This window comes from Microcoleus sp. EPA2, assembly GCA_020882975.1.
In the GTDB taxonomy this organism is placed as follows: Bacteria; Cyanobacteriota; Cyanobacteriia; order Cyanobacteriales; family Microcoleaceae; genus Microcoleus.
This window is the reverse complement of the sequence record JAHRFD010000001.1, coordinates 539,971-553,700: the sequence shown is the minus strand read 5'-3', so window position 1 is coordinate 553,700 and position 13,730 is coordinate 539,971. Positions and strand designations below refer to the sequence as shown.

At 44.1% G+C, this 13,730-nt stretch carries 11 protein-coding genes and 1 tRNA gene; 5 read left to right on the top strand and 7 right to left on the bottom strand.

The genetic code is table 11. From position 1 onward, the window contains the following. Window positions 1-20 precede the first annotated feature (20 nt). The 5 genes from urtC to glmU all read right to left on the bottom strand — a co-directional run bounded on the left by urtC (window position 21) and on the right by glmU (window position 6,091). Window positions 21-1,163 carry an urea ABC transporter permease subunit UrtC gene (gene urtC, locus AAFP14_RS02340; RefSeq protein WP_341730712.1) on the bottom strand — a complete coding sequence of 381 codons (1,143 nt, stop codon included), beginning with the start codon at window positions 1,161-1,163 and terminating at the stop codon, window positions 21-23. 29 nt (window positions 1,164-1,192) lie between these two features. Beyond that, entirely contained in the window at window positions 1,193-2,347 is a 1,155-nt protein-coding gene (urtB, locus tag AAFP14_RS02335; RefSeq protein ID WP_341730711.1) for an urea ABC transporter permease subunit UrtB, read from the bottom strand. Between the two features lie 349 nt (window positions 2,348-2,696). Next, the gene (urtA, locus tag AAFP14_RS02330) at window positions 2,697-4,019 is read right to left on the bottom strand and encodes an urea ABC transporter substrate-binding protein (protein ID WP_341730710.1); all 1,323 of its coding nucleotides are present in this window, start codon (window positions 4,017-4,019) and stop codon (window positions 2,697-2,699) included. Between the two features lie 262 nt (window positions 4,020-4,281). After that, window positions 4,282-4,354 (bottom strand) — tRNA-Ala (locus tag AAFP14_RS02325). A 357-nt stretch (window positions 4,355-4,711) separates the two neighbouring features. Then, on the bottom strand, window positions 4,712-6,091 hold the full coding sequence (gene glmU / locus AAFP14_RS02320; protein ID WP_341730709.1) for a bifunctional UDP-N-acetylglucosamine diphosphorylase/glucosamine-1-phosphate N-acetyltransferase GlmU: 1,380 nt from the start codon (window positions 6,089-6,091) through the stop codon (window positions 4,712-4,714). Window positions 6,092-6,733: 642 nt separating this feature from the next. On the opposite strand from glmU, the gene AAFP14_RS02315 reads away from it, so the two are divergent. Then, window positions 6,734-7,708 (top strand): hypothetical protein, encoded by a 975-nt coding sequence (locus AAFP14_RS02315; RefSeq protein WP_341730708.1) that lies wholly within the window; start codon window positions 6,734-6,736, stop codon window positions 7,706-7,708. Window positions 7,709-7,785: 77 nt separating this feature from the next. Next, window positions 7,786-8,607 carry a sulfurtransferase gene (locus tag AAFP14_RS02310; RefSeq protein ID WP_341730707.1) on the top strand — a complete coding sequence of 274 codons (822 nt, stop codon included), beginning with the start codon at window positions 7,786-7,788 and terminating at the stop codon, window positions 8,605-8,607. A 57-nt stretch (window positions 8,608-8,664) separates the two neighbouring features. Here AAFP14_RS02310 and AAFP14_RS02305 read toward each other — a convergent pair whose 3' ends face one another. Beyond that, entirely contained in the window at window positions 8,665-10,137 is a 1,473-nt protein-coding gene (locus AAFP14_RS02305) for an MBOAT family O-acyltransferase (RefSeq protein ID WP_341730706.1), read from the bottom strand. A 46-nt stretch (window positions 10,138-10,183) separates the two neighbouring features. Next, entirely contained in the window at window positions 10,184-10,672 is a 489-nt protein-coding gene (gene rfaE2, locus AAFP14_RS02300) for a D-glycero-beta-D-manno-heptose 1-phosphate adenylyltransferase (protein WP_341730754.1), read from the bottom strand. Between the two features lie 197 nt (window positions 10,673-10,869). On the opposite strand from rfaE2, the gene AAFP14_RS02295 reads away from it, so the two are divergent. From AAFP14_RS02295 to AAFP14_RS02285, 3 genes are all read left to right on the top strand, one after another. Further along, entirely contained in the window at window positions 10,870-11,142 is a 273-nt protein-coding gene (locus AAFP14_RS02295; protein ID WP_341730705.1) for a hypothetical protein, read from the top strand. Window positions 11,143-11,683: 541 nt separating this feature from the next. Next, entirely contained in the window at window positions 11,684-12,514 is an 831-nt protein-coding gene (gene hpsJ-B / locus AAFP14_RS02290; protein ID WP_341730704.1) for a hormogonium polysaccharide biosynthesis protein HpsJ, read from the top strand. Window positions 12,515-12,712: 198 nt separating this feature from the next. Beyond that, on the top strand, window positions 12,713-13,609 hold the full coding sequence (locus AAFP14_RS02285) for a glycosyltransferase family 2 protein (protein ID WP_341730703.1): 897 nt from the start codon (window positions 12,713-12,715) through the stop codon (window positions 13,607-13,609). The last annotated feature ends 121 nt before the right edge of the window (window positions 13,610-13,730 follow it).

Genomic DNA, 13,730 nt, shown 5'->3' with positions numbered 1-13,730 from the left:
TTGCCTAAACTCTACCATAATCATTGTTCAAGTTCTTCTTTTTCATGGAGCACTTCGGGGTCTTGTTCCAGGCTGGGGTAGGTAGATACATACCTGGGTTTTTTGAATAAGTTGCGGATTAGGTTAAAGCCTTGTTGCTGAAGCCATCCGACTAAGCCATCGGGCAGGACTGTGACTACTATTAAGAATAGTGCACCTTGGAAAAACAGCCAGACTTCGGGGAATTGTTCGCTCAAGAAACTTTTGCCAAAGTTGACGAGGAGGGTGCCTAATAGAGCTCCAGATAATGTGGCGCGACCTCCTACTGCTACCCAAATTACCATTTCAATTGAAAAGGCAATGTCCATGGCTTTGGGAGAAATAATTCCGGTTTGTACAGTATATAATGCGCCGGCAATTCCTGCCATAGCTGCTGAAATTGCAAATACTAAAACTTTAAATCCTGTGGGATTGTACCCAGAGAAACGGAGACGAACTTCGTCGTCGCGAATGGCGATTAGGAGCCGACCAAAACGCCCGGTTGTCAACCAGCGACATAGGCCGTAAGTTGCTCCTAGAAATAGTATGGTAAGAATGTAGAAAATATATTGGGTATCTCGGTCATTGACTATGGCTCCAAATATGGTTTTAAAGTCTGTTAAACCGTTGGTGCCGTTAATCAGTTTTTGTTGGCCGTTGAAAAAGTTGAAAAATACGATGGTTGCTGCTTGGGTGAGAATGGAAAAGTAAACGCCTCGAATCCGATTTCGGAATACTAAGTAACCCAAGATGGCTCCGAGTAAGCCTGGGATGAGAATTACTGCTAGTGCTGAGAAGGGAAAGGAATAAAATGGTTGCCAAAACCAGGGCAGTTCGGTAACGCCATATAGGTTCATAAATTCTGGCAATTGACTGCTGGCTGTTGGGGGAATTTGCAGTTTTAGGTACATGGCAAATGCGTAGCCGCCGATCGCAAAAAATACGCCATGCCCTAAACTAAGTAAACCTGTGTATCCCCAGATTAAATCTATACCGAGTGCTGCAATTGCTAGGGCTAAAAATCGTCCCAATTGGTTGAGGCGAACATCGGGAAGTATGCCTGGGATCAGTAATATGAGTATAAGTGCGATCGCCCCGACAATCACCCCTTCTTGTAGCCATACCTTTCTAGTTAAATTATTCATGGTTAATCAACTTTAAGATTGGGAAATTTTCAATTTTCTACCGTGCGTCCTTTTTGTGGAAAAATCCCTCCTGGGCGCACTTGTAGAAAAGCCATAATTAAGGCAAATACCATTACTTTTGCCATGCTGGTAGTGGCAAAAAAAGTGAAGAAATCAGCTAAAGGCTTGACAGGAGTCAAGATTGTTGCTAGGGTTCCTGAACCGATCAGGTAATTTGCAGTGCCGATCGCGATCGCAGCAACCACAGTCCCCACAATCTTACCCACACCGCCCACAACCACAACCATAAAAGTATCAACCACATAATTCTGCCCCGTATTTGGTCCGACAGAACCCAGCAAACTAATCGCGCAGCCAGCAACACCAGCCAAACCAGAACCCAAAGCAAAAGTCAGCGCATCTACTTGCTCCGTAGGAATCCCCAAACAAGCACTCATGCTGCGATTTTGAGTAACAGAGCGAATCCGAAGCCCCCACACAGATTTTTGCAAAAATAAGTAAATTCCCGCCAAACAAACCGCCGTTAACACAATAATAAAAAGTCGCGCATAGGGCAACTGAAAATTGCCCAGAGGTATGCCACCCCGCAGCCATCCAGGTGCTGTCACATCCACATTTTGAGCACCAAACCAAGGTTTAGTGACAGCCAGTTTGTAAGTTTCACCTAAAAACGCACTCACCGCCCAAGAAATACCCAAAGAAAGAGGCAAAAGAATCGCGATAATTCCGTTACGAACTCTCTCGAAATCTGGGCGACGTTTTAGTACCTGCAAACCGCCAAAAAACAGTAAACAAAATACCCCAATCCCAGCTACCAGCACCCCACTGACGCTGCGGACAAACTGCTGTAAAATTAAACTTACACCCCAAGTTGCTAGTAAAGTTTCTAGCGGCCGCCCATACAGATAGCGAATCACACCGCGTTCCAGAATTAATCCTACCAGTGCCGCCACTAAAAAAGCTAAGGGTATGGCAAATAAAATATAGGTTTCAAAAGCAAATCCTCCGATACCTTTGAAGACATTTTGCACTACAAAAGTGGTGTAAGCGCCCAACATCATTAACTCACCGTGAGCCATATTAATCACGCCCATCAGGCCGAAAATAATGGCTAATCCCAAGGCTGCAATCAGCAAAACAGCACCGATGCTAATCCCGTTAAATAAACCGTCTAATATCTCCATTTTGTTTTCCTCTTATTTGTTCACATAAAATCTTGGCTTTAGAGGTAATTTGTAATTATGTCACCTATTTCATATCGAGAATTGGTAATAGGTAATGGGTAATAGGTAATGGGTAATAGGTAATTAGTAATGCCCTATACCTTTCCCCCCCTGGGGGGGCAGGCGGGGGGTTCCCATTACCCACCTCACTGAGAAAGGCTATATTTCCTGTGCATAGGTGTTAGAAACAACCGGGCGACGCAAGTAAAGTGCATCGCCTAGAGTCAATCTATAAGTTGTATCAAATAGCTCGCAGCTACTAAACCTACATATTAGTAAAATTCACAAGCTATCCCTAGGATTTCCCTACTTAGGTGGCTTTAAATTTGCCTCCTTTGGCGGGGTCAGACCAATCGCAGGAAAAGCCTTTAGTTTCTGCTACAAATTGATTCCAAGGAATCGGTTTAACTGCTTCTGGGGTAGCAAAAGCTATCTTAAACAAACCGTCTTCTCTCACTTCGCCTAACCGCACAAACTTCGATAGGTGATGGTTTGTCTCCAGGGTTACTTTACCTCCTGGTGCGTCAAAAGTTTGACCCAAAGCTGCCGCCCGCACTTTGTCTAAATCGTCTGCTGTCCCTGCTTTTTCGACTGCTTGCTTCCAGAGGTAAACCATGATGTAAGCGGCTTCCATCGGGTCATTGGTTACTCTATCTTTGCCGTATTTTGCCTTGAAAGCTTCCACAAATTTTGTATTTGCGGGAGATTCCACAGTCATGAAGTAATTCCAGGCTGCATAGTGACCTTTGAGATATTCTACACCGATCGCCTTTACTTCTTCTTCAGCAATACTGACCGACATCGACGGATACTTATCCGGTCCCAAACCTGCACCCTGTAGGCCTTTGAAAAATGCCACGTTGCTGTCACCGTTTAGGGAATTAAAAATTACACCACCGTCAGGTAAAGCAGCCTTGATTTTCGTAATAATTGGGGTTACTTCTGTACCACCCAAAGGAATGTAATCTTCCCCAACTAATTCGCCGCCTTTGGCAGCTAGCTGTGCTTTGATAATCGTATTTGCTGTGCGCGGAAAAACGTAGTCTGACCCCACTAAAAAGAATTTTTTGCCTTTATTTTCTAGCAGCCAGTCAACGGCTGGTTCGATTTGCTGGTTTGGCGCTGCCCCGGTATAGAAGATATTCTTGGAACACTCTTGACCCTCGTATTGTACGGGATACCACAGCATATGATTTTTTTCTTCAAAGACTGGCAATACTGCTTTGCGACTGGCGGAAGTCCAGCAGCCGAAGACAGTGACAACTTTGTCTTGATCGATCAATTTTTTGGCTTTTTCTGCAAAAGTTGGCCAGTCTGAATTGCCGTCTTCTACTATTGCTTCTATTTGTTTTCCGAGGACACCACCAGCTTTATTTATTTCTTCAATTGCTAATTTTTCAGCATCGACCACACTATTTTCACTAATTGACATAGTGCCGCTTAATGAGTGCAAAATACCTACTTTGATGGTGTTGCCGCTGCTGGCTGGCGAACCTGGTGTGCTAGTGGGAGAAGCTGAATCTTGGGGAGTTGCTGTTGGGCTTGGTGTTCTACAAGCTTTTAGAAATAAACTGGATGTGAGAGTTGCAGAACTGTATAAAAGAAACTTCCGCCGATCGAATCGCTTAGTCATTTTTTTTGGTTACTCCTGAATATTTGACAATTCCCGGTGACGCTAAGGCGGGGATTTTTGACAATTTGCACCCTTAATATCCCTATTTCTAGGGTTTTGGGGCGAAATTTTTATAAGTTAGACGAGTAAAAATCCTATCACATCGCGGCTCTATATTAATCCTGGGTTCCAAGGGATGTTGTATGTTGCGATACAAAATGTCTAGTACCTGGAATCACCCACAACTCAAAAGCAACAATATGAAATATTAAAGGTAAATTTATGGAGAATAGCGGACTTGAACCGCTGGCCTCTGCGGTGCGATCGCAGCGCTCTACCAACTGAGCTAATTCCCCCGATCGATCTTGAAGTTAGGATTTGAGATTGGGGATTGTCCAATCTAAAAGCCTTAGAGGTTGCGATCGCTCTCACTTTCGCACATAGTTAATTATACTAACACGTAAGTGCCAATTATGTAAAGCCTAATTTACTTTCGGTTCTTTTCAAATACAAGAGCAACGATGGCATAAACCCAGTCGAAGGGCCCTTCGACGCAACGATCGCGCCTACCACCACGTAGTCGAAGGGTAAAATGGTCCGACACCGCGACACTGAGCCGGACCAATGAACAAAGCGCCAAGGTGAGTGTTAGATGTTGAAAATCTGGATAATTTGTCGAGAGCTGGGTAGAATTTTAGTAACAGTTTCTCAGCCTATTCTGGGAGCTTCCAGCCAGGTTTGACAACTTGTCGGGAACGGGCAACTACTAAACAGTCACTGGGCACATCTTCCGTCACCACAGAACCCGCCGCCACAGTAACATCTTCACCCAGAATAATGGGTGCGACCAGGACACTATTAGAACCTGTTTTGGTCCGATCGCCTATCTGAGTTTTGTGCTTATTCACTCCGTCATAATTGGCGGTGATTGTCCCCGCACCGATATTGACTTTCTCTCCTAAAGTCGCGTCGCCTAAATAAGATAAGTGAGCAACATTTGTGCGATCGCCTATTTGAGTATTTTTCAATTCTACAAAATTTCCCACCCGACAATTCGCGCCAACTTCTGCATGACCGCGCAAATGTGCGTAGGGTCCAATCCTTGAATTATCAGATACAATACTATCAGAAACTACGGCATAAAGTACAGTTGCATTTTTACCAATTTGACTGTTTTCAATCAAACTGCCTGGACCGATGCGACTACCACTAGCAATGGAAGTTTTACCTCGTAAATGGGTTTGTGGTTCCAGGATCACATCCGGCTGCAACTCTACGGTATCATCGATGGTAATGCTATTCGGGTCGATCAGGGTTACTCCCGCAGCCATCCACTTGTCCTTGATCCGCATTTGCAAAATATCCGCAAGTGTGGCTAAGTGTTTGCGATCGTTAATGCCCAATATTTCCCGCTCGTCTGCTACATCCATCGCCATCACCGGTGCCATGTATTTCACCGTATCAGTAAGGTAATATTCTTGTTGGTTATTGTCTGCCTTCAATTGGGGCAAGACTTTTTCCAAATGTGGCCAGTGAAAACAATAAACACCTGCATTAATCCGGCAATTTTCTTTTTGAGCGGTTGTGCAATCGCGGTCTTCTATAATTTCTGTTACCAAGTTTTGACTATCTGTAAACACTCGACCATATCCTTGAGGATTTGCCAAGTTAGCTGTTAACAAAGTAGCAGAATTTTGGTGTTGCTGGTGAGTTTCTACTAATTGCTGGAGAGTTTGCGATCGCAACAAAGGCACATCCCCATTTAAAACCAGTAAATCTCCCGTAAATCCCTCTAAATGAGGCAGTAGTTGTTGAATAGCGTGACCAGTTCCCAATTGTTCAGTTTGTTCGACAAATTCTAAGGGTGGCAATTTAGCATTTTCCGGTTCTAATTCTTGATTTTCCAGGAGTGCTTTTTTAACCAGTTCGCTGCGATAACCGACGATGACCAGTCGCCGGGAAATTTCAATTTCTTGACAACTGTTGAGGACTCGTTCAACTAGAGTTCGACCGCCCAATTCTTGTAAAACTTTGGGCAAGTCGGATTTCATGCGCGTGCCACGTCCAGCCGCTAAGATTGCTATTGCTATCATTTTGCGATCGATTAATCTAGTATGTGTTAAACATTTTGGCTGATGATAAGTAGGTCGCTCTAATTAAACATCAAATCCGATCGCCCTCTCCTCTCTCCGACTTGTTTCAGAATTAGGGGTTCTGGATCTGCTGTTTTTTTTAGCCGTTGCTCACCGATCGCTAGCCATCGGTCAATTGTACTGCGAGGACACAATTTTTTAATCTCCAATCTGAAAGGGAAAATTCCTTCCGGCGATATTTTTTATCGACGGATGTCAGCGACAACCCAGCCTCAGTGGCTGAAGCAGCTTGGCAGCGCACAACCACTGTCCTGTTGGGTTCCATAGGAGAGGGAAAAATCTACCAAGATAGGGAAATATCGGAAAGCCACCGGATCGATCCTTAGACTCCCTAGCTTCAAAACTCCCATCCCCAATCCTTGACTTCTAAATTCCCAATCGATCTCGCTAGTTTCGACACTTCTGGATTATACTGTTGTAAAATTTCAATTATTGTGCTTTAACATCAACAAAAATTTTCACATATAGGAAGGGGAAGTCCCTAAGTCTATCCGTTTACGGGATAAGTTACGGGATGAAAGTAATCCCGAAAATAAATTGATCGATAGCGAATCAATTATCCAAAAATTCAGGTGTTCAGCTATGACAGAGCTTAATTTTCAGGAACTTGCAAAACAGGGAAATCCACAGGCGATCGCCTCTTGGCTCCAGAGTCAGTTACAATCTGAAGACATCACAGTGACAGTTAATCTCAACGGCGATTATTTGGAAGTATTTCTGGATGCTTCGCCCGTACCTGCACCAGATAAATCAGTAGAATTTGTCCGAAAGCAATTAACCGATTTGCAGCCAAATTCGATTCGCATGGTGAAAGTTGAGGGTCGAGAAATTGGTCAGGTTGTGTCTGATTGGAGTCAAGAATTTATTTTAGAAGACCCCAACATCCCTCAAGAAAATTATCCTGAAAAATCCTTGACAAATACAATAGTTACTAATATGGAAACTGCGAAAAATATGGAGGCGACACAGCCGGAAATGAAAGAATTAGAGAAGAGACTGCGATCGACTTTCATAGTAGTCGGGATGGTGACAGGTATATTGGCGATCGCCGTCGTAGCCTTTGTTGGTAAACTTTTAAACGAGCCAGCAGCAACTGCGGGTAAAAATCTAGAAGAAACACCCACTGTAGCAACATTACCAGATCCTTTTCGAGATGCAGTTAACAGTGCAGTAAAAGCAGCAGAATTAGGACGAGGTGCCAAAACCAAAGAGGAATGGAATTTAGTTGCCAATAACTGGCAAGAAGCCATCTCTTTGATGAGAAGAGTACCCCCATCAAGTCCTCATCATGAACTAGCTCAGACAAAAGTAGCTGAGTATCAGAAATATCTGATCTATGCTCAAGAATCAGCAGTAACTCTGCCTTCCCCAACTCCAGCAACAGCCACGGGTGAAAAAGAATCGACCGAAAAATCAACTAAAAAGTCAAATTCGGAAAAAGAAGCCACTGAAAAATCAACTTCTGAAAAAGCAGCTTCTGAAAAATCAACTAAAAAATCAACTTCTGAAAAAGCATCTAATGAGAAAGCCAATCGGAAATCTAATCCCGAAAAATAAGGTGAGGAAAAAAGCAGCTTATTTTCTAGAGATGTTCAAGCTTATCACCTTTAAAGCACACTAATTTTTTAATCAATATGACAGACACCAATTTGATAGTTAATCCCGAATGGTTAGCCGCCAATACCGAAAATCAGCAAGTTGTAATTATTGACTGTCGGTTTTCTCTAGCCGATCCTGAATTGGGACAAAAACAATATCAAGAAAGTCACATTCCCGGAGCTTTTTATTTAGATTTAAACCAAGACCTCGCTAGTCCCGTTGAAAAACATGGTGGCAGACATCCGCTGCCAAATATTACAGAATTAGCCGAAAAATTGAGTGGAATTGGCATTAATTATCAAGAAACTTTAGTCGTCGCCTATGACGATTCGCGGTTGGCTTTTGCGGCTCGGTTGTGGTGGTTGCTGCGATATATGGGACACAGTAAAGTAGCATTGTTAGATGGGGGTTTCAGTGGCTGGAAAGCTGCTGGATATCCAGTGACAAATGTTTTGCCAAAACCTCGTGAGGGTAAATTTGTCCCCGAATTGCGATCGGACCTAATTGTTGATATTGAGGCCGTAAAAGCACTAAAAGACTTGCCGGGAAAGGTTTTGGTTGATTCGCGGGAGAACGATCGATATCTTGGCCTCCGAGAGCCGATCGACCCTATTGCAGGCCACATTCCTGGTGCTGTCAACTATCCTTGGCAACAGGTGACAGATGAGACAGGAAAAGTGCGATCGACTGCCGCACAAAAGCAACTTTGGACAGAATTAGCCACCGCCCAAGAAATTATGGTTTATTGCGGTTCCGGGGTAACAGCTTGCGTGAATTTATTGTCTTTAGAAATAGCCGGAATTCCCAACGCTAAACTTTATCCAGGTAGCTGGAGTGACTGGTGTTCCTATCAATAAGTGACGCAAAAAAACTAGGTACCCCACATAAATTCGAGTCTTATTCCTTCCCATCCTCTAAAAATCAAAATAAATGTAAGGTAAACCACCCTCCGGTGCCAACAACCAAACCGCATACAAACAAAGCGGTACTAACATCAACTTCACAGGCCAATTCAACTCCACCTTCAAACCCCGAATTAACGTATAATTCATCAGCATCGCCACCGCCAAGCCCCCCAACATCCAACTTAACTGCACTCTTTCCAAACCCAAGGCTTCCACATAAACCTTATGTGCAAACTGGACATCAGCAGGATGTCCCCACAAATGGGAAATCACCCATCCAGAGTCTTTCAAATTGGGAAGACGGAAAAATATCCAACTACCAAAAACCATAGCTTGAGTTAACAACCAACCGATGAAAAAGCCGATCGCATTGTCCCACAAAAAATCTATTCGCAACCGCTTAAACACCACATCCGTCAGCCTATGAACCACCAAAGCCAAACCGTGTAACCCCCCCCACACAATAAATCCCCAAGCCGCACCATGCCAAATTCCAGCCACTAACATGACGATTAACAAATTCAGACAAGTACGCCACAAACTAACCCGCGAACCCCCCAAAGGAAAATACAAATAATTCCGCAGCCAATCCCCCAAAGTCATGTGCCAGCGCCGCCAAAAATCGCCTATGCTAGCACTAAAATAAGGAAAATCAAAATTGGGTGGCAAGTACCAACCTAGCAACAAAGCAGTACCGCACGCGATGTCCACATAAGCACTAAAGTCCAGATAAAGTTGCAACCCGTAAGCAAAAATTGTCAGCCACAAATCTTCGCTTCCCGCCCGCTGCAAATTAGTAAAACTTAAATCTACATAAATTCCCAAATTATCAGCCAAAAGCCCTTTTTTTACTGCACCGCAGGCGATCGCCCACAGTCCCTCTGCAATGCGATCTGCTGTGGGAAATTTCTGGGATTTTAGTTGATAAATTAAGTTGTGATACCGAGTAATTGGTCCAGAAATTAGTTTGGGGAAAAACAACTTGTAAGCAGCAAAGTGCAGCAGTGAATTGGCCGCAGGTGCACCTCGATACACGTCTATCAAATAAGCAATGCACTCGAAGCAAAAAAAACTCAATCCTAGAGGTGCAATTACATGGGTTTTTACCCAGTCCGCACTATCTAAAACCACGGGTAAATTTAACAAATTGCCGAGGGAACTTAAGAAAAAAGGCACATACTTAAAACCTAGAAGCAGCAATACATTCAGGGTGATTCCTATGCACAGCAGCAACCAACGGCGACGGTTCCAAGATTCGTTAGCAATCCGCCAATCCAGAGGTTCCCCGATCGCCATTGCCAAGACATAATTAAACAGAGTACCTACTAACAGCAGAGGAATGTACCATCTTTGCAGCGAACCATAAAAAATCAGACTCCCAATCACCAGGATTGACAGTCGCCACCATCGCAGTGGCACTAACCAATAAACCACTAAGAAAATTAGCAAAAATTGGGCGTATTGAAGGGAGATGAAAGTCATGTTGTACAACTAAAACAAATAAGTGTTTGCATATTATGGCTGTATTCTATAACTGCAAAATGCGTTTGACGATCGCACTGGTAGAACTCGGAATTTCTATTTTAACTAAGGAAATTTTGCCTCCACAGGCTAAAACCGCAGGTGCTTCCGGTAGTGTTTCGATTTGATAGTCCCCTCCTTTAACGTAGATATCTGGCTTCAGAGTCGCGATCAGTTCAATGGCGGTAGTTTCGGGAAAAATTACTACGGCGTCTACGGCTTTGAGAGCTGCTAAAACTTCGGCTCGCTGTTCCTCTGGTACGATGGGGCGTGCTGGTAATCCCGGCTGCTGGGGTTTGAGGGCTTGTACGCTAGCATCACTATTCAATCCCACCACGAGGGAGCGCCCCAAGGATGAAGCCTGCTGCAAATAACGGACGTGTCCTGCGTGTAAGATATCGAAGCAGCCGTTGGTAAACACGAGAGGACGCCAGTGAGCCGGATTTGAGGCGATCGCACTAGCAAGTTCTTTCAACCTATAAACACCAGAAATCATTGTTTCCACCAACAGCGAGTTTGAACAGCGATGAACCATCCTACCAGCAAAAGTGAGAAATTGCACTTGCTAAATTGAAAAATTTATTTTTCAATTGCCTAATAATTAGTAAGTTATAATTGGCAGGCAAGAGCTAAAGTGAAATCAAAAAAAAGACAGCATTTTTGTTGATAAAAAATCAAGTTAAGTCGGAGAGTATGAAATTATTAAGCCCATCAGTGTATGTTAAAACTCAAGTATACCTCCCCCTGTTTGACACAATTAACAAACTAAAATGCCATCCTCATTACCGAGTTTTATGCGATCGAGCGTCTCCACAGACTTGTGGTGCTCTGAGCAAGTCGCTAAAATCTTTCACAGGAGTGCTGAAATTGTTTCGAGAAGGGAAGCTGGAAGATAACCCAAAACACCTAAATTATCGTCCTGCGCGGATTATTTTCGACATCACCGCGCCCACGCAAGCTAGTTAAAAGCTGCTGGAACCGCAAGCATCGAGAACACCTCTGTATGGAAACCGCAGTCAAGAACAATTAGAAAAAAGTCGAGCCTGGTGTCGCAACGAGCTCTTTTGGTGGAAAATAACTTAACTTGTGCAACAAAATCTACTCAACTACCGCCTTGAATCTAACGGTGTAAAATTATCCAACAGGAATTCTTGCTTTACGCACATCTCACGATACGCTCCCTCGCCAGAGCCATCAATTCAGCCGTACTGACGGGCCTCGCGTCTTAACTGACTAGGTTATTTGAGTCAATACACCCGCTTGATAGCTAGCTAATCAAGAGATCTGTTGCTGCTGGTTCATAGTCTGCTATGTAACAGAGACCGTGCTTTGGGCCCCTAAAACTGTCATCACAAAGGCGCCCTCACATCACTCCGCAAGGGAGTAGGCCCAAAGGTATGAGGGGTCAACCACCCTCGATTCTGCTATTGACTAGGCGGTTCCCACCGCGGCTGTCACTTTCCTCTTGGATCTAAACTCCCTCGTTTCCCACTTACCGCATATTTGTATGAAAGCAACTAATAGCCGTCAATTTTCTTCTGTAGCCGCTCGCACTCTCAAAGTAGTGGGGATTATCTTGATTCTCTCTGCTTTGCTCGACTGCATTGTGCTGTCACTACCGGGAGAAACCTCCGACATTCTGAATCGAGGGTGGCAGTTGGCTGCGGCAACTCAGATAGTTGACCGGGGAATTATTCCTTTAATGGGTATAGCCCTACTGATGACTGGCTTTTGGGTGGACAGCAGCACTGGAGTCTCGATCGAACGCCACAATATTTGGCTGGATTTACGATTCTGGGCCCTGTTAGTTTCCAGTTTGCTAGGCCTGATTTATCTGTGTCTGGTGCCGCTTCATCTCAACAATACTCGTTTGGAACTCAAGGACGCTCTTGTTCAAGTCGATAGAGAAGTCGGACAAGCTGAGGGTCAACTGGAAGCCCAAATTAAAAGCGATCAGTTCAAAGCTCAGATAGAACAGCTTAAAAGTCAGCGCCGCAGTCAGATAGCAGCCCTGCTACAAGATGAAGGAAAAATGGCACAAGCACTCAAGAGTCCAGAGGTTCCCAAGGAATTGAAAGCTGTGCTTCAGGAGTCAAAAAATGACCCGAAAGCCCTAGACAAATTTCTGGAACAGCAAGCCCAAGAACTTCCCAACCAGGCCCGCAAAGAAATTCAGACTCGTAAGCAACAAAAAGAGAAAGAGTTGAGAACTCGATCGAGAAATTCTAGTTTGCAGACGGGAATCAGCAGTTTACTCTTGGCGATCGGTTACATTACTGTTGGTTGGACTGGATTGAGAAGCATGGGAATTCCTCGGTTCGGCCGCCGCAAGAGTTGACCAGCCAACAGCGGGGATCGCGCGGGTCGAGACATCTCTAATAAATATTTGATGTGGTTAATAGAGCAACCGCTGAGGCAGTTAGGACGTTGTTAATTGCTGAAACCATTGATTTTCTTGCATTTGCACATCGCTCTTCTGCCGACATCCATCGGACTTCTTCCTTCTGCTATGGTTTGCCCTTACTGAAAGCTGGGAATGTTCTCAATTTATATTCTGACTTACAACGAAGAGATTGATATCGCCGCTTGCATTGAATCGGCGCTACTTTGTGACGATATCATTGTGGTTGATTCTTTCAGCAGCGATCGTACCCTTGAGATTATCCAGGGCTATCCAGTCCTCTTGGTACAGCACGCTTTTGAAACTCACGGGCGTCAGCGGACTTGGATGTTGCAAGAAGTTCCCTGCAAGTACGAGTGGGTTTATATCCTCGAAGCAGATGAGCGCATGACACCTGCACTGTTTGCTGAATGCTTAAAGGCGATCGAAAGTCAAGAATATATAGGCTATTACGTCGCTGAAAAAGTAATATTTATGGATCGTTGGATTCGCCGCAGCACTCAATATCCCCGCTATCAAATGCGTCTGTTTCGCAAAGACAAAGTATGGTTTAGTGACTACGGTCACACGGAACGGGAAGTTTGCAATGGTCCGACTCACTTTCTCAAGGAAACCTACCCTCACTATACTTGCAGCAAAGGTCTTTCTCGCTGGATTGAAAAGCACAACCGCTACTCGACTGACGAAGCAGCCGAAACCCTCCGTCAATTAGAAGCTGGTCAAGTAAATTGGTGGGATTTATTTTTTGGAGCCTCAGAAGTGGAAAGACGCCGTGCATTGAAAGATTTTTCTTTGCGCTTGCCTTTACGACCAGTTGTGCGCTTTTTCTATATGTATATTTTACTAGGCGGATTTCTTGACGGTCAAGCGGGATTAGCTTGGTGTACGCTACAAGCTTTTTATGAATATTTAATTCTGCTGAAAGTTTGGGAAATGAAGCATATGCCACTGCCAAATTTAGACTGTGGGAAAGAAGAATCTATTTCGGATATAGTAACAATTGACTCGCCTAAAGTTTCATCGAATATCTAATAATTCTGCTCTCTCTGTGTTCTCTGTGTTCTAGTAAGGTTAAATCATTCCGATGCAACCCGAATTGATATAACCAATAATCAACAGTCAACGGTCAACCCTCAAAGAGTCAACCGTCAAC

What these genes read in the sequence shown, in the direction of transcription:
- urtC (WP_341730712.1), bottom strand. Translation starts at nt 1,163, where the DNA reads ATGAATAATTTAACTAGAAAGGTATGGCTACAAGAAGGGGTGATTGTC.
- urtB (WP_341730711.1), bottom strand. Translation starts at nt 2,347, where the DNA reads ATGGAGATATTAGACGGTTTATTTAACGGGATTAGCATCGGTGCTGTT.
- urtA (WP_341730710.1), bottom strand. Translation starts at nt 4,019, where the DNA reads ATGACTAAGCGATTCGATCGGCGGAAGTTTCTTTTATACAGTTCTGCA.
- glmU (WP_341730709.1), bottom strand. Translation starts at nt 6,091, where the DNA reads ATGATAGCAATAGCAATCTTAGCGGCTGGACGTGGCACGCGCATGAAA.
- AAFP14_RS02315 (WP_341730708.1), top strand. Translation starts at nt 6,734, where the DNA reads ATGACAGAGCTTAATTTTCAGGAACTTGCAAAACAGGGAAATCCACAG.
- AAFP14_RS02310 (WP_341730707.1), top strand. Translation starts at nt 7,786, where the DNA reads ATGACAGACACCAATTTGATAGTTAATCCCGAATGGTTAGCCGCCAAT.
- AAFP14_RS02305 (WP_341730706.1), bottom strand. Translation starts at nt 10,137, where the DNA reads ATGACTTTCATCTCCCTTCAATACGCCCAATTTTTGCTAATTTTCTTA.
- rfaE2 (WP_341730754.1), bottom strand. Translation starts at nt 10,672, where the DNA reads ATGATTTCTGGTGTTTATAGGTTGAAAGAACTTGCTAGTGCGATCGCC.
- AAFP14_RS02295 (WP_341730705.1), top strand. Translation starts at nt 10,870, where the DNA reads ATGAAATTATTAAGCCCATCAGTGTATGTTAAAACTCAAGTATACCTC.
- hpsJ-B (WP_341730704.1), top strand. Translation starts at nt 11,684, where the DNA reads ATGAAAGCAACTAATAGCCGTCAATTTTCTTCTGTAGCCGCTCGCACT.
- AAFP14_RS02285 (WP_341730703.1), top strand. Translation starts at nt 12,713, where the DNA reads ATGTTCTCAATTTATATTCTGACTTACAACGAAGAGATTGATATCGCC.